Origin of the sequence: Salegentibacter agarivorans (genome assembly GCF_900113135.1) — a bacterium.
GTDB lineage: Bacteria > Bacteroidota > Bacteroidia > Flavobacteriales > Flavobacteriaceae > Salegentibacter > Salegentibacter agarivorans.
Genome location: NZ_FOOH01000030.1, coordinates 1 through 15,603, shown reverse-complemented (window position 1 = coordinate 15,603; position 15,603 = coordinate 1). Strand labels below are relative to the sequence as shown.

The 15,603-nt window shown below is 36.7% G+C and carries 18 protein-coding genes; 5 read left to right on the top strand and 13 right to left on the bottom strand.

The window, feature by feature from the left end; translation table 11 throughout:
• Nucleotides 1-190: 190 nt before the first annotated feature.
• The 7 genes from BM084_RS16725 to BM084_RS16695 form a co-directional block, all read right to left on the bottom strand.
• Nucleotides 191-343, bottom strand: a complete 153-nt coding sequence (locus BM084_RS16725; RefSeq protein WP_075327392.1) for a DUF4295 domain-containing protein — start codon at nt 341-343, stop codon at nt 191-193.
• Nucleotides 344-349: 6 nt separating this feature from the next.
• Nucleotides 350-532 carry a 50S ribosomal protein L33 gene (rpmG, locus tag BM084_RS16720; protein WP_075327393.1) on the bottom strand — a complete coding sequence of 61 codons (183 nt, stop codon included), beginning with the start codon at nt 530-532 and terminating at the stop codon, nt 350-352.
• A gap of 25 nt (nt 533-557) precedes the next feature.
• Nucleotides 558-797 carry a 50S ribosomal protein L28 gene (gene rpmB, locus BM084_RS16715; protein WP_057480126.1) on the bottom strand — a complete coding sequence of 80 codons (240 nt, stop codon included), beginning with the start codon at nt 795-797 and terminating at the stop codon, nt 558-560.
• A gap of 275 nt (nt 798-1,072) precedes the next feature.
• Nucleotides 1,073-2,335 carry a competence/damage-inducible protein A gene (locus BM084_RS16710; protein ID WP_093306156.1) on the bottom strand — a complete coding sequence of 421 codons (1,263 nt, stop codon included), beginning with the start codon at nt 2,333-2,335 and terminating at the stop codon, nt 1,073-1,075.
• Nucleotides 2,332-2,673, bottom strand: a complete 342-nt coding sequence (locus BM084_RS16705) for an Hpt domain-containing protein (protein WP_075327395.1) — start codon at nt 2,671-2,673, stop codon at nt 2,332-2,334. Before BM084_RS16705 ends, BM084_RS16710 begins: the two co-directional genes overlap by 4 nt.
• Nucleotides 2,674-2,677: 4 nt before the next feature.
• Nucleotides 2,678-3,292: a fumarylacetoacetate hydrolase family protein gene (locus BM084_RS16700; RefSeq protein ID WP_075327396.1), complete on the bottom strand. Its 615-nt coding sequence runs from the start codon at nt 3,290-3,292 to the stop codon at nt 2,678-2,680.
• Nucleotides 3,293-3,310: 18 nt separating this feature from the next.
• Nucleotides 3,311-4,087, bottom strand: a complete 777-nt coding sequence (locus BM084_RS16695) for a 3'-5' exonuclease (protein WP_093306154.1) — start codon at nt 4,085-4,087, stop codon at nt 3,311-3,313.
• A gap of 229 nt (nt 4,088-4,316) precedes the next feature.
• Between BM084_RS16695 and BM084_RS16690 the strand changes: the two genes are divergently transcribed.
• Complete coding sequence (locus tag BM084_RS16690; protein ID WP_093306151.1) at nt 4,317-4,736, top strand: BLUF domain-containing protein; 420 nt, start codon at nt 4,317-4,319, stop codon at nt 4,734-4,736.
• A gap of 164 nt (nt 4,737-4,900) precedes the next feature.
• On the opposite strand, the gene BM084_RS16685 is transcribed toward BM084_RS16690, so the two are convergent.
• The 4 genes from BM084_RS16685 to recR all read right to left on the bottom strand — a co-directional run bounded on the left by BM084_RS16685 (nt 4,901) and on the right by recR (nt 7,647).
• On the bottom strand, nt 4,901-6,241 hold the full coding sequence (locus BM084_RS16685) for a dihydrolipoamide acetyltransferase family protein (RefSeq protein ID WP_093306149.1): 1,341 nt from the start codon (nt 6,239-6,241) through the stop codon (nt 4,901-4,903).
• 212 nt (nt 6,242-6,453) lie between these two features.
• Nucleotides 6,454-6,735 carry a type II toxin-antitoxin system RelE/ParE family toxin gene (locus BM084_RS16680; RefSeq protein ID WP_093306147.1) on the bottom strand — a complete coding sequence of 94 codons (282 nt, stop codon included), beginning with the start codon at nt 6,733-6,735 and terminating at the stop codon, nt 6,454-6,456.
• 90 nt (nt 6,736-6,825) lie between these two features.
• Nucleotides 6,826-6,993, bottom strand: a complete 168-nt coding sequence (locus tag BM084_RS19230; RefSeq protein WP_156858152.1) for a hypothetical protein — start codon at nt 6,991-6,993, stop codon at nt 6,826-6,828.
• 36 nt (nt 6,994-7,029) lie between these two features.
• Nucleotides 7,030-7,647: a recombination mediator RecR gene (recR, locus tag BM084_RS16675; protein ID WP_075327401.1), complete on the bottom strand. Its 618-nt coding sequence runs from the start codon at nt 7,645-7,647 to the stop codon at nt 7,030-7,032.
• A 184-nt stretch (nt 7,648-7,831) separates the two neighbouring features.
• On the opposite strand from recR, the gene BM084_RS16670 reads away from it, so the two are divergent.
• Nucleotides 7,832-9,277 carry a sodium:solute symporter gene (locus BM084_RS16670; RefSeq protein ID WP_093306145.1) on the top strand — a complete coding sequence of 482 codons (1,446 nt, stop codon included), beginning with the start codon at nt 7,832-7,834 and terminating at the stop codon, nt 9,275-9,277.
• Here BM084_RS16670 and BM084_RS16665 read toward each other — a convergent pair.
• A complete protein-coding gene (locus tag BM084_RS16665) occupies nt 9,248-9,610 on the bottom strand; it encodes a CoA-binding protein (protein WP_075327403.1) in 363 nt (120 codons plus the stop codon). The genes BM084_RS16670 and BM084_RS16665 overlap by 30 nt on opposite strands.
• A gap of 402 nt (nt 9,611-10,012) precedes the next feature.
• Here BM084_RS16665 and BM084_RS16660 point away from each other — a divergent pair, with 402 nt between their 5' ends.
• From BM084_RS16660 to BM084_RS16650, 3 genes are all read left to right on the top strand, one after another.
• Nucleotides 10,013-12,370 (top strand): TonB-dependent receptor, encoded by a 2,358-nt coding sequence (locus tag BM084_RS16660; protein WP_093306143.1) that lies wholly within the window; start codon nt 10,013-10,015, stop codon nt 12,368-12,370.
• Between the two features lie 215 nt (nt 12,371-12,585).
• Entirely contained in the window at nt 12,586-12,891 is a 306-nt protein-coding gene (locus tag BM084_RS16655; protein WP_075327405.1) for a hypothetical protein, read from the top strand.
• Nucleotides 12,892-12,972: 81 nt separating this feature from the next.
• Nucleotides 12,973-15,255 (top strand): TonB-dependent receptor, encoded by a 2,283-nt coding sequence (locus tag BM084_RS16650; RefSeq protein WP_093306141.1) that lies wholly within the window; start codon nt 12,973-12,975, stop codon nt 15,253-15,255.
• 139 nt (nt 15,256-15,394) lie between these two features.
• Here BM084_RS16650 and BM084_RS16645 read toward each other — a convergent pair.
• On the bottom strand, nt 15,395-15,603 hold a 209-nt coding region (locus BM084_RS16645; protein ID WP_143083675.1), incomplete at its 5' end, for a transposase.

Here is a 15,603-nt window from a genome sequence, read left to right as displayed (position 1 = left end):
TTCCCGAAATTTTCAGCTGTAAATATAAGCAAATTACTTCGAGGCAAGCCCACGAAGCATTAAGAAGAACTAATTTACGATATCGAAACAAATCCCGGAGCATTTAAATTTCGATTATTGAATAAAAACAAAAAGCCGTCTAGAGTTATCCAGACGGCTTTGTAAATGTTTTCAAGGAAGTTTGCTTAGCTTACTTTTTGTTCAAAAAGTCGTTCACTTCTTCCGGAGCCATAATTTGTTCAACAAAAGTATAGGCACCAGATTTTGGAGATTTCACCATTTTAATTGCTTTGGTCAATCTCTTAGACCCTGTTTGTATCGATGCTACTGATTTCTTAGCCATAACTTATTATTTTATCTCTTTATGAACCGTCATTTTCTTAAGGATTGGATTAAATTTCTTTATCTCCAATCTATCCGGTGTATTCTTTTTATTCTTGGTAGTAATGTATCTTGAAGTTCCCGGTTGTCCGGTAGCTTTATGCTCTGTACACTCTAGTATAACCTGTACCCTGTTTCCTTTCTTTGCCATTGTAATGTGTTTTTATGCTTAAGGATTATTTCTTCAAAAATCCTTTTTCTCTTGCCTCTTTAATTACAGCAGAGATGCCTTTTTTATTAATATCTTTAAGTGCAGATGTAGATACCTTTAAAGTGACCCATTTATCTTCCTCAGGAATAAAAAAACGTTTCTTTACCAAATTGGCATTAAATCTACGTTTGGTTTTGTTCATAGCGTGAGAAACATTGTTCCCAACCATCGCTCTTTTACCAGTAAGTTCACAAACTCTTGACATTGCTCTATTCTTTTCTCGTTATTTCAAAACAGGCTGCAAATTAACGATTTTTTCACCTAACAAACAATATTAATTTAAAAAAATATTCCAGCTTTTTGAAATATGGAAATCAAGTCTATTTCTTAGCTAAAAACTCCCTGTTTTCGTTGTGTTAGAAAGCGAACAAACTTTTTCGCTTTGCGAATTTAGCCATTTTTGAAGCAAAAACTATTTAAAATACTGAAATTCAAACCTTAATGTAGGTGATTTCAAAACTTTAAAACTAAAAAATGTGATTAAGGATAGGTCTTTATTTGCTGAAATAACTCTTCCCGAATCATTTCCATGCTTTTGTTTACCGCCTTCCCAATTACTTTATCCCGATGATTCCCAAAGATGAATTTTTTAGCATAAACCTTATTTGGGGCGGCAATTCCTATAAAAACAGTACCAATTTCGGCATCGCTGTCTCCTTTTGCCGGCCCTGCATTTCCGGTGGTAGAAATGGCATAATCGGTTTTAAAAAGATCTCTCACATTTTTTGCCATAGCCATTGCCACTTCCTCACTCACCACCGAGTGTTCTTCTATTAGCTTTTTATCTATTTGTAAAATATCTTCTTTAACACTCGTGGCGTAACTTACCACGCTGCCTTTATAATAATTTGATGCGCCGGGAGGTGTGGCAAATAAATTGGCCAATTTCCCACCGGTACAACTTTCCGCCGTGGATATACTGGCATTAATTTTTAGTAATAATCTTGAAATTTGAATTTCTATAGGCTCATCGTCTTCATACCCAACAATAATATCGCCTATAATCCCGTGCAAATCGGTAATAAGGCTTTCTACACTGTTTTTAAGATGTTCTTCGTTATCGCCTTTCGCAGTTAAACGCAAACGCACCCTGCCCAGGTTGGGCAAATACGCCAGTTTAATGTATGGCGGGAAATTGTTTTCCCAATCTTCAATTTTATCGGCAATGGCGCTTTCTCCCATCCCGTAGGTTAAAACGGTTTTATGCAGAATAACCGGCCTTTTAAACGTTTGCTGAAGCTTAGGCACAACTTCATCTTCTATGAGCGCTTTCATTTCAAAAGGAACGCCTGGCAAAGAAATATAAGCTTTTTCCTCGCTTTCAAACCACATTCCTGCTGCTGTACCATACTTATTTTTTAAAGCCAGGGCTTTAGAGGGTAACATGGCCTGTTTTCGGTTTAAATCGGAAATTGGAGTGTCTATATATTTATCAAAAAGAAATTCTATATGCTTGAGTACTTCCTCGTTTTTCACGAGTTTATCATTGAAAAATTCGCATAAACAATCTTTGGTAATATCGTCTTTGGTAGGCCCAAGACCGCCAGTAATAATTATGATATCGGCACGGTTTTTAGCCTCGTACAAAGCTTCCAGGATATGACTTTTTTCGTCTTCTACCGTAGAAATTTGTTTTACCGAAATACCAATTTTGTTTAATTCTTTAGCGATAAAAGCTGAATTGGTATCTATAATCTGGCCAATTAGAATCTCATCTCCAATGGTAATTATTTCTGCTTTCATTCCAGTTCAAAATCTCTTTTAAGGGCAATGCTGGCCACATTTACTTTCTTGGTGATTTTAGATGCCGCGGTGGGAACTTCGTCTTTCTTTTTCCCGGCTTTTGCCCAGGCCTCAATCACCTTTACCTCGTCCATAAGTTCCAGGCCAAACAGCTGTAAATTAGGTTTCATTTTATGGGCAAATTGATAAGCAAGATCAGGATTATCGTTAGAAATAGCCTCGTTCATCGCTTCTACATCTGGCGGAATTTCTTCTAAAAAGGTTTGTACCACTATTTTCATGAAATCTTCGTCGCCACCGGCCATTTCTTTAACCTCACTTAAATCGTAGTTGCTCATAGTACTATTTTATTTGAATTGAAAAGATTTGTTTGTCTTCTAAAAATCCGGTTAATCTATCTTCTGGCGTTACTTTGCCAACACCGGCCGGGGTCCCGGTAAAGATAACATCACCTATTTTTAAAGTAAAAAACTGTGAAATATAGGCAATTAGCTCATCTATTTTCCACAGCATCAATCGGGTATTGCTTTTTTGAACGGTTTCCCCGTTCTTTTCTAAACTAAAGTTAAGCATATTTATATCGCCAACCGCATCTTTGGGCAACCATTTTTCTCCTATTACCGCAGCTCCATCAAAAGCTTTTGCTTTTTCCCAGGGCAATCCTTTGTCCTTTAATTTTTGCTGAAGATCTCTGGCGGTAAAATCTATCCCAAGGCCAACTTCCTCATAATATTTATGCGCAAATTTCTCCTGAATATGTTTTCCTACTTTTTTGATCTTCACCAAAACCTCAACTTCATAATGAACATCGTTAGAAAAATCAGGGATAAAAAAGGGCTGTTTTTTTAATAAAATAGAAGTATCTGGTTTCAGAAAAATTACCGGATCTTCGGGTTTTTCATTTTGTAATTCAGAAATATGATCGGTATAGTTTCTGCCAATGCAAATTATTTTCATAAGTAGGCCTGGTAAAAATTATTTCAACTTGGTATTTAATTTTCTCAATTTTATAGCGGTAAGTACTTTTTTGGTATAAAGTGGAAAATCGGCATTCTGGATCCATCCAAAATAACCCGGTTCCTCCTCCAACACCTTTTCTACATTTTTACCACGGTATTTTCCAAAAGCAAAAACTTCGTTTCCTTTTTTATCATACGCGATAAATCCGGCGAAATCTGCAAATTTATTCCTCGCAGAATAATCGGCAAGGTATTTCATATCATTTTGCAAATCGTCATACCTATCTAACTGCGATTTTAAAACCTCGTAGGTTGCCGTGGTATCTGCTTCAGCACTATGGGCATCTATAAGATCTTTTCCGCAGTAAAACTGGTATGCGGCTGCCAAAGTTCTTTGTTCTTTTTTATGAAAAATAGTTTGTACATCTACAGCCACCACGTTTTTCATTTCAAAATCTATCCCGGCGCGTAGAAGTTCTTCTACCAGTAAAGGAATATCAAATCTATTGGAATTGTAACCACCTAGATCACAACCTTTAATCATATCGTGCACCTGGGAGGAAAGTTCTTTAAACGTGGGCTCATTAGCCACTTTCTCGTCTGAAATTCCGTGAATTGCCACCACTTCTTTGGGAATAGGCATTTCTGGGTTTACCAGCCAGGTTTTGCTTTCCTTGTTTCCGTTAGGAAAAACTTTAAGGATAGCGATTTCTACAATACGGTCTTTTGCCACATTTGTTCCCGTGGTTTCGAGATCAAAAAAACAAATGGGTCTCGTTAGGTTTAATTCCATAAAGGAGCTTGATTTTGGGGGTAAATATACTACAATTTATGGGCTTTGACTTATTAAGCAAGTTTTGAAAAATAAAGATTTACAGCCGTAAAAAATTTAATTTGACAGAAGTTTGAATATTAGAACACATTATTGGATATACAATCTTAATCCCTTTTAAATCACTAAATATTCCTTCAACTAAACCTAATAACATTTTTTATCTTTGAATATATTAAAAAATAACAGGATGTTTAAATACTTAGCATACGTAAGCAGGCAAAGTCACGTGATTACCAATAATGATTTAAAGGAACTTCTAAGTAAATCCCGAACTCGCAATAGCGAAATTGAGGTAACAGGTATGCTAATCTATTTCCACGGAAGCTTTATTCAATACCTGGAAGGAAAAGAGGAGAATATTGATAGCCTATATAATAAGATTGCTGAAGACAGGCGTCACCAAAGTGTAACTGAAATAGACTCAGGTTTTAGTGAAAAACGCGCGTTTTCTGAATGGTCTATGGCGTTTAAAAAGCTACAAAAAGATGAAGCTTTTGAAATTCTTGGTTATAAAGACCTGGAAACAGCGCAGCTTTTTGACAATTACCAAAGCCCGGATGAGCACCCTGCTTTAAACCTATTAAATAACTACGTAAAGAATCTTTGAAAGCAGAAAAACTAAAAAAATCGTCAAGCTTGCCCGAAGCTTCGGGATGTTCAGCTTCTAATACGTTTGAAATACCAACATCTTAGATCCTGAAACCAGTTCAGGATGACGGCTAAAAAAACCGGCTAATCTTAGCCGGTTTTTTCTTTGAATATTCTTTGAATTTATATCTCCCGGTCTTTGTCAAATCCTTCAAGATATTGGGCTACACGTTGTACAAATTGGCCTCCAAGCGCTCCATTTACAACCCTGTGATCGTAACTGTGAGATAAGAACATCTTATAACGAATTCCAATAAAATCGCCATCTGGCGTTTCTATAACAGCCGGCACTTTTCTAATGGCTCCCAGGGCAAGAATTGCAACTTGCGGCTGGTTAATTATAGGAGTTCCCATAATACTTCCAAAAGTTCCTACGTTGGTTACGGTATAAGTTCCCCCCTGAATATCGTCTGGCTTTAATTTATTCTGGCGTGCCCGATTAGCAAGGTCATTGACCCTTTTAGCAAGGCCAACAAGGTTAAGCTGATCGGCATTTCTAATTACCGGTACTATTAGGTTTCCATCTGGAAGAGCTGCAGCCATCCCAAGATTAATATTTTTCTTCTTAATGATCTTATCGCCATCTACCGAGATATTGATCAATGGGAAATCACGAATAGCTTTTGCCACGGCCTCCATAAAAATTGGAGTAAACGTAAGTTTTTCTCCTTCTTTTTTCTGAAAATCGTTTTTGTGCTTGTTTCTCCAGTTCCAAATATTGGTAACATCTACTTCGATAAAAGATTGAACGTGGGCTGAAGTTTGAGCGCTATCAACCATATGGTGTGCGATCATTTTACCCATTCGACTCATTTCTATAATCTCGTCTTCTCCTGAAGGAACTACTTTTTCAGACTCGGCTTTGGCGCTGGCCATTTTTCCGGTATCTGCAGAAGGTGCCTGTTTTGCTTTTGGCTTTTGCTTGGCAGAAGTTCCTTTCTCACGGTTTTCAACGTAAGCTAAAATATCATCTTTAGTCACCCGATTATCTTTACCGGTACCTTCTACTTCTTCTAACTCGTCAAGGTCTATACCTTCTTCTTTTGCTATATTCTTTACCAGTGGAGAGTAAAACCTAGAAGCATCAGAAAAATCTTTACTTCCCGCAGTTTCTTTTGCAAACTCTACACTTTCAGCTACTTCGTCAGCATACTCCTCTTCTTCGCTTTCATCGTCAAGATCAAGATCTAATTCATCATCACCTGCACCGGCTGGGATTTCTCCATCAGTTTCAATAATAGCTATGGTTTGGCCTACCTGTACTACATCATCGGTTTCAAAAAGTTTCTCTACCAATTTCCCCTCTACTTCGCTGGGAACTTCGCTATCAACTTTATCGGTAGCGATTTCCAATACCGGCTCGTCGGCTTCAATGGTATCTCCAACTTCCTTTAACCAGTTGGTAATAGTTGCTTCGGCGACACTTTCGCCCATTTTTGGTAGCTTAAGTTCAAACTTTGCCATATCTATAATTGAAAGCTTATTTTAAGGTTTATGCTTGCGAATTTAATGAAAATTCAACTTTAAAAGTATTAAAAAATCAATAAAATGAATTTTCGTTATAAATTTTCTGTTTCAGAAAATATTTTCGCACCTGGGTAAAATTACAATTTCAAAAGCTGAAACTAAATTTTTCAGTAGAAATATTATTGATTAAGTGGAAGTTTATCGGAATCCTATCGTGTATCAAAAACATGGAGAATCCTAATAAGAGTTTGATTTGGAACGCTATAAAAAATAGAATTATGCTTTGTTACCACACATTTATAGAACCTCTTTTCTTTTGAGAGTGCAGGAAACTGATAAAGATTTAACTTAATTAACTCTACCGAATGGTCTAAGGTATTAAAGAAATTTTCACTAACTGTTTTGCTCCAATTATTTTCAAGATAAGCAAGAATATTGTCTAAGTCTTTTATGGCTGAAGCAGCCCAAATAATTTCCCTTTTAGAAGTCATATTTATCTTTTACTCTTCTTGCAACTTCTTTATGAGGAGCTCCTGCTGCACTACCTAAACTTTTTCAGCATCTTCAATTCTTTTCTTTTGCTAATCAGGCATTAAATCCCACTCCTCATGGTGATAATCGGTTTGCGGTTCCTCAATATTTTCTTGGTGATGAAAATTTTCAAGTAACTCTTTAACTTGAAGCAATTGAGCTTCATTAAGTCCCTCCAACTTTTCAATAATCGCTTTTTTAAATGCTGAAATTTCCATCTGTTTATTTTTTAGCGCGAAGCTCACTTAAAGATATCAATTTTTAGCAGAATTTTCAAACGGAACCCTGTTGGTAATACTTCTTCCTAAAGTCACCTCATCGGCATACTCCAGTTCATCTCCTACCGAAATTCCTCTTGCTATTGTTGAAGTTTTAATACCGATACCTTCCAGTTGCCTGTAAATATAAAAATTGGTAGTGTCTCCTTCCAGCGTGCTGCTTAAAGCAAAAATGATCTCCTCTACTTTTCCTGCCTGTACTTTTTCTATTAAAGGTTTTATGCTAAGCTGAGAAGGGCCAATACCATCCATCGGACTTATTTTGCCCCCAAGAACGTGATAATGCCCCCGGTATTGATCGGTGTTTTCAATAGCCATTACATCGCGAATATCCTCTACCACGCAAACAATTTCTGAATTTCTGGAAGGATTAGCGCAAATAGCACACAAATCTGTATCGCTAATGTTATAGCAATTTTTGCAAAGTTTAATTTCGGTTCTAAGTTTGGTAAGCGCATCTGCCAGTTGTTTGGTCTGCGATTCGGGCTGTTTTAGCATATGCAATACCAGCCTTAAAGCGGTACGCTTACCAATGCCCGGAAGTTGAGACATTTCATCTACAGCCTGTTCCAATAGTTTTGAAGAAAAATCCATACTGCGAATTTATGATTTTTACTCGATAATCTAGATTTAAATCTACCAGCCGGCCAGAATGGAAAAACAATTTTCAGATCCAAATCTTTAGAGCTTGCCTGGAGGTTCTTCATCGTTCCTTTTAAGTAAGCGGGTAAAAGTTTAAGCTTAATTTGTAAATTCGCCACTTCACAAAATCATCGCTATGCAGCCCTACCAGATTTTAATTTTAATCGCCGCTTATTTCGGACTTTTATTTTTAGTTTCTTTCTTTTCCAGTAGAGCGGGTAGTAATGCCGAATTTTTCCGCGCTAACCGGGAATCACCCTGGTATATTGTGGCTTTTGGGATGATTGGCGCTTCGCTTAGCGGGGTTACTTTTATTTCGTTGCCTGGTACGGTAGCTACAGATAGTTTTAGTTATTTCCAGGTGGTTTTGGGTTATACCGTGGGTTATGCAGTGATTGGGCTTATATTATTGCCTTTGTATTATCGGTTAAACCTTACTTCTATTTATTCTTACCTGGAATCCCGCTTTGGGAAATATTCTTATAAAACCGGGGCTTCATTTTTCTTGCTTTCCAGGATTGTCGGTTCTAGTTTTAGGTTGTTTTTAGTAGCAAATGTGTTGCAGCTTATTCTTTTTGATGAATTAGGCGTTCCTTACTATGCTACGGTTTCAGCAACCATTTTCTTAATTTGGTTATACACTTTTAGAAGCGGAATTAAAACCGTAGTATGGACAGACACCCTGCAAACCTTTTTTATGTTGCTGTCTCTTGGATTAACTTTAATTGTGGTTTCAGATGAATTAGGAATTACGGCCGGAGGAATGATCAATCATCTTTCAGAAAGCGGACTTACAAAAATCTTCTTCTTTGAAGACTGGAAAAGTAGCGATCATTTTATTAAGCAGTTTTTAAGTGGAGCTTTTATTGCGATTGTAATGACCGGGCTTGACCAGGATATGATGCAGAAAAACCTAACCTGCAGAAACCTGAAAGATGCACAAAAAAATATGTTTTCGTTTACTATTGTGCTTACCATTGTAAACATGATGTTTCTTATCCTGGGAGTTTTACTCACCCAATACGCCGATTTGAGCGGAATTGACGCGATTAAAGATGAACTTTTCCCTGCAATTGCAACGGGAGGTGAATTAGGAATTGGTGTAGCTATTCTTTTTATTTTGGGACTTATCGCTGCGGCCTATTCCAGCGCCGATGGTACTTTAACCGCGCTTACTACTTCTTTTAGTATTGATATCTTAAATATTGAAAAACGCTATGAAGAAGCCAAACAAATGAGAATTAGAAAGCAAATTCATATTGTAATCTCTATTTTATTCATAGCCGTAATGCTAATTTTTAAATATGCGATAGCAGATAAAAGTGTGATTAACAAACTGTTTGAATTTGCCGGATATACTTATGGCCCGCTGCTGGGACTTTATACGCTTGGTTTATTTACCAATATTAAAGTAAAGGATAAACTAGTGCCTATAGTTGCAATTCTCGCGCCTGTTTTATCCTATCTAATTAGTATAAACAGCCTGGTTTGGTTTGGGTTTGAATTTGGGTTCTTTATTCTAATTCTAAACGGATTCCTAACCCTGTTGGGATTAATATTGATTCGTACCAAGCATCACTAAAGTACAGGCAATTTCAACTTCAATATTATTTTTTCTCAGAATTTGGTAAAATTCAGGATTTTCTGTTCCGGGATTAAAAATTACTCGCGTAGGATTTAGAGAAACAATATAATCGTAATATTCCTCCTGTCTTGGCGGACCTAAATAAAGGGTAACAGTATCAATATCCTGAAAAGGAATTTTTTCGGTTTCTATTTTTACTCCTGCAACTTCGCCCTTCCTTAAACCAATAGCAACTGTAGGTTGATTATACCTTACCAAACGTTCTATCGCAATATTAGAATAACGGGAACGATTAAGAGATGCGCCGAGTACTAAAGTTTTTTTCTCCATATAACAAATCTAAGGTTTCAGGACAAGTGTAACAAAAATACTTCCCTATAGTCTTTAGGATAGCTTAGTTGCGGGAATATAGATGTGATGGTTAGTAAACCCGTAATTTTAGCGGCCCGTATTTCTAAAATACGGGCTTTTTTTAAAATTCTTTCTAAAAATCTGTAACAATTCATTTTTCTGCTCGTCTTTATAATAGAGGAAAGATCAAAATTTTTGAAAATGCACGTTTATCTATTATGCAATACAAAGTATAAGGTATAACATTCAAGGGGTCGTTCGTCAATCAAAAACTGGTAAGTTTTATTCATCAAAATTAAGAATTTGCCAAAAGAAACATTCTGGTATTATGCAATACAAGGATTTATTTTAAACATACTAATCATCAAAATCAACCAAAAAATGAAACAGTTATTTTTAATTTTAGCATTATGCATCAGCAGTTTTACTGCAATGGCTAACGAACCCGTGGGCAAAATTTCGGGTTCTGTAATAGATGGCGACCTGGAAGAACCAATCCCCTACGCTACCATTAGTATTACAGATATGGAAGGAAACCTGGTTTCAGGCAATACTTCTTCTGCCGATGGTACTTTCTATATTGAAAAGATCCCAAACGGAGCTTATATGTTTAAAGTTCAGTTTATGGGATATAAAACCTTTTCTAAACAAATAGAAATCACTAAAGACCAAAGCTCTCATAATTTTGGTACGATTAAATTAGAACCAGATGTTGCGATGCTAGACGGTGTTACCGTGGTGGCAGAGCGTACCACCATAGAGCAGCGAATAGACAGGAAAGTAATTAATGTGGGGAAAGACCTTACCACTACCGGCGCCAGCGCTTCAGAAATTATGAATAACGTACCTTCTGTAAATGTAGATCAGGATGGAAATATTGCGCTTCGCGGAAACTCTAACGTGCGTATTCTTATAGATGGGAAACCAACCAATATGGATCCTGCGCAATTGTTAAAACAAATTCCCTCAACCTCGATAAAAACCATTGAATTAATTACCAATCCTTCGGCAAAATATAACCCGGAAGGGATGAGTGGAATCATCAATATAGTATTGCATAAAAATGCCAACGATGGTTTCAACGGAAATTTAAATACCGGTGTTACTATTGGTGAGAACACCCGTTACAACGGTTCTCTTGATATGAATTACCGGAAAGGAAAATTCAACTTTTACGGAAATTTTGGCGCTCAGTTTGGTGATCGCAACAATCTTGGAAGAATTAATTTCACAGAAGATAATTACCGACAGGCTTTTGATATTACCAACAGAAGAGAATCTTATTTATACAAAGTTGGGGTAGATTTCTATCTTAACGACAAGAATACATTTTCATTTTACACCAACCAAAATCATTACGATGGTGGACCGTTAGGAGCTTTAAGAATTATTTATCCTAATAATTCAGAGCTTAATTTAGCGCAGAACCTTAATGCAAATTTCAATAATATTAATAGCACCTACAATTTCGCTTACGACCGAAAGTTTGAAAAAGAAGGGCATAAAATTATATTCGAAGTAGATTATAACACGTTTGAAGAAGAGGAAAATTCAATCTTTAACTTTGAAGGAGACACCGAAGGTTTCACAGCTTACCGTGACCATGTGAATGGAAGCCGGGAAAATATTATCGCGAACGTAGATTATGAAAATCCCCTTTCAGAAAATAGTAAACTTGAGGTTGGCGCTGAAGCCAGGCTTTCAGATACCGATAATGATTACAGTACCACCAGCGACTTTTTAAACGATGCCACCTACCAGTATAAAAGAGATATTTATTCGTTTTATACCACTTACGGACAAAATTTTGAAAAGTGGTCTTATCAGGTTGGTGCAAGATTGGAAAACTTTAGTGTAGATGCCATCTATAATGGTGAAAAAGTCTTTAACGACGATTACTTTAATATTTACCCTAGCGGATTCCTGAATTTTACTCCAAATGAAACAAATTCCTATCAATTAAGTTATAGCCGAAGAGTAGATCGTCCCGGTTTTGGCCAGGTGAGTCCTATTCGCGAGATAAGCACACCCAGGTTAACTGTTTCCGGAAATCCAGAATTAGATCCGCAATTCACCAATTCCCTTGAATTTAATTATACCCGAAAATTTACTAAGAAAGGAAGTTTGACTGCAGGTGTTTTCTTTAGAAATATTAATGATGAAATCAGCCAGGTTTTTATAGAAGATCCTAATGAAGAAGGTTCGCTTTTACTGCAATTTGACAATTTTGAAGATAATAATGCTTATGGACTGGAACTGGGATCCAATTATAAATTCACCAATTGGTGGAGCACAAATACCAATTTTGAATTATACAGCCAGCGATTAAAAGGAGTAGTTGGCACCGAGTATTTGGAAACCGATAACACCGCCTGGACTTTTAGAACCAATCATAGTTTTAAAGCAACTGATAAATTAACCTTCCAGTTATTCGGATTTTACCGAAGCAAAGCTAAAAATCTTCAAATGGATATGGACCCAATGTATTTTATGAATCTTGGCGGGCGCTACACCTTTCTTGATGATAAAGCCACGCTTAGCCTAAACTTTAACGATGTTTTTGATACGCAGGAATTCAGCTTTACCAATGGCCGTCCCCTACCACAAACCGGAAGATTTAAAGGTGAAACCCAAAATGTATATATAGGTTTCTCCTATAGATTTGGCGGTGGCAAAAACAGGGCATTAAAAAGAAAACAAAGAGACGACAACGAAGCCGAAGGCGGTGGAATGTTTTAGAAATAATAGTTTGTAGTTTAGTTTGATTAGCCAAAAAACCCGGTAATAGTTTACCGGGTTTTTAATTTAACATTAATTCGGCTCCAATGTGATTTAAGTCACATTCCATTACCTACAATTACATTTATCTTTGCATTTAAATGGAAAGAAGAAGCACATTTATCATTTTACTATTCACGTTAGTTATGCTGTTTAACAGCATAAAGAGTGGTTTTATGATAAGCTTCTACCTGGTAAATAATTCAAGTTTTACTGAATTATTCTGTGTTAATACAGACAAACCAGAAATGGAATGTAATGGAAAGTGTGAAATCTCCAAATTAAGTAAAGATTCTACCACCAAAGAGAAACCAACACATCTTGATTTTTTACAACGGCAGGTAGTTCTCTTTTTCAACCCAATGCAACAACTGGAAGTTTTTCAATTTTCAGAAGAAGAAAAAACTCCAGTAGCTTATTTAAATAATTATACCTACCAATACTTACCAAAGTCTTTCCATCCACCTTCTCTTAAAGCTTAATTTTTTCAGATTTATCATAAAAATCCATCGGTAAAAACCGGCGGATACAATCTACTTATATCAATTTTTAAATAGAATTAAATGAGAATTTTAAGCATATTATTATTCCTATCCTCTAGCCTATTACTACAAGCGCAGTCTAAAATAAGTCTTGTAGATGAATTTAGTATGGAACCTATAAAAGATGCAACTATACAGGTTAAAGGCAGTAGTAGAGCAGCTGTGAGCAACAAAAATGGAGAGGTTTTTATAAATTTTTCTGAAGAAGATACGCTTCAGATAAGGCATTTAAAATACCGAAAACAAAATATTTCAAACCTCAAACCGGGTGAGGTTATCTACCTGGAAAGATTCACTTTTAGAATTAGTGAAATCCTTCTCCTGGGAAATCCACAAATAGATCCAGCACAGAGCCTGGTAAAAACTAATTTTAGAGACAAAGTGGTACAACCCAAAAATGCCGGAGAGCTTTTTAGCGATATCAACGGGTTTTCACTTATTAAACGAGGTAGTTACGCTATGGATCCCAGTATGCGTGCCAGCCAGTATGAACAATTAAACATTCAGTTTGACGGTGGTACTAAAGCAATGCACGCCTGCCCAAGCCGCATGGATCCCATTACCACCCTGGTAAATCCCGAGGAAGTTAGTAGAATTGAGATCATTAAAGGCCCTTTTAGCGTTAGATACGGAAATACTTCTGGTGGAATTATTAATTTGGTAACCGACAATGCAGTGGAAACCACAGATACATTTTCCGGCAGCGTTTCTTCGGGATACGAAAGTAACGGGAATTCTATGGTAAATATGGTTCAACTGGAAGGCCGCCTAAATAAATGGGATCTATCAGGAAATTTTAGCCAAAGAGATTATGGCAATTATGAAGATGGAGAAGGAAGAAGCATTCCTTCCTCCTTCCGCAGCCTGGGTTATAATTTGGAAGCAGGTTATTCTTTTAACGAAAGTAATAGGTTAAAAGCAGGCTTTCGGCAATCCTTTGGTCGCGATGTAAAACACGCAGGATTAATGATGGATACCGATGAAGATAATAGCAGTATTTTTAGCCTGGATTATAAGTACAGGGCTGAGGCGGGAAAATTTAAAGGTTTAACTGCAAAGCTCTACTACTCTTTTGTAGACCATATTATGGACAATTACAAGCGTCCTTCTTTTAATCGAATTGAAGCAATTTCTATGGTAAAGGCAACGACCTATGGTGGAAAACTAGAAGCCGAATGGAAACTTAACAACAAGTGGCGGCTATTTTCTGGAATAGATGTTACAAATCTCTCTCGTGATGGGCAAAGAGAACGCCTGGTTAAAATGAATATGACCGGCGAAGCTTTAGCAATGCCTATGGAATTCAAGGATAAGGTTTGGCAGGACAGCTATATAAATGATTATGGTGTTTTTGCCGAAACCAGGTTTATACTCAACAAGAAAAACATTTTTAATTTTGGAGCTCGTATAGATCATATTGTTTCAGAAAGCCGTGACCCAGAGGAAAGTTTTGCTGAATTATACCCGGAAATTGGAAAGCGCAACGAACAACTTTTTAGTGGAACTGTAGCCTATAAACACCTATTAAAAGAGAATTATTCCCTGGAGCTCTCCTACGGAAGAGGTGCCAGGCCGGCAAATATGGAAGAACGCTATATTGCATTTTTCAATATTGGAAGAGATCCTTATGAATATGTAGGAAATCCTAATCTGAAACCTGAAGTGAATAATCAATTCGAACTGGGCTTTAAAGGAAAAGAGGTATATATCGGAACCCTGAAAAATTTCAACTTCTCTGTAAGTGCATTTTATTCAATTTATGAGAATTATATCGTTGGTTTAGTAGATGAAAGCTTAACTCGAAAGAATATGCCAACTCAACCGCCTGTGCATCCAAAAGTGTTTAGAAATCTTGATGAAGCCTACAAGACAGGTTTTGAACTCTCGGGAGAATTGGTGTTTAAGTCCGGTATTAAACTGGGCACAGGCCTGGCTTATACTTACACCCAAAACGAAGATCTTGGAGAGTCGCTACCGCTTTCTCCACCATTGGTGAGCAGATCACGAGTAGAATATGAAAATTCTAAGTTCTGGACCGGGATTTATTACAACATCACCGCAGATCAGGAGAATATTGCTCCTTCCTTTGGAGAGACCAGAACTCCAGGTTATAGTTTAATGGATCTAAAAGCCGGAACTACCGCTATTAAAAACCTAAATATTGGTGTGGGAATCCTAAATGTTTTTGATAAATATTATTATAACCATTTAAATTTCGCTTTTAATAACCAGGCAGATTTCACCCGTCAACCAATCACCGAACCGGGTAGAAATTTTACGATTTTTATTAATTATAATTTCTAATTAAAGGCTATTACAAAATAAAGAGGCCGTCTAAAAAGTATTTAGATGGCCTTTTTTATTGATAAAAGTTTTTGTGAGAGAAGTGCTTCTTCTTTTGTAGATATTCTTAATGATAAAAAAAGGCAAGGAAGCCCCCTTCCTATGCTATACTGAATTTTCTTAAGTTGTGCGCCATAGCAATTAACCCTATTTCAGTAGTTACTTTCTCCATTCCCCGAAGCATAAATCGCTTGAAGCCCATATTTTGCTTGATATTCCCAAAGACGGCTTCCACATCCCAGCACCGACGTTTACGATGTGCTATTCCCGCTTCACTTAATAGTAGGTTCCTGGCTTTTTCCTTGAGAC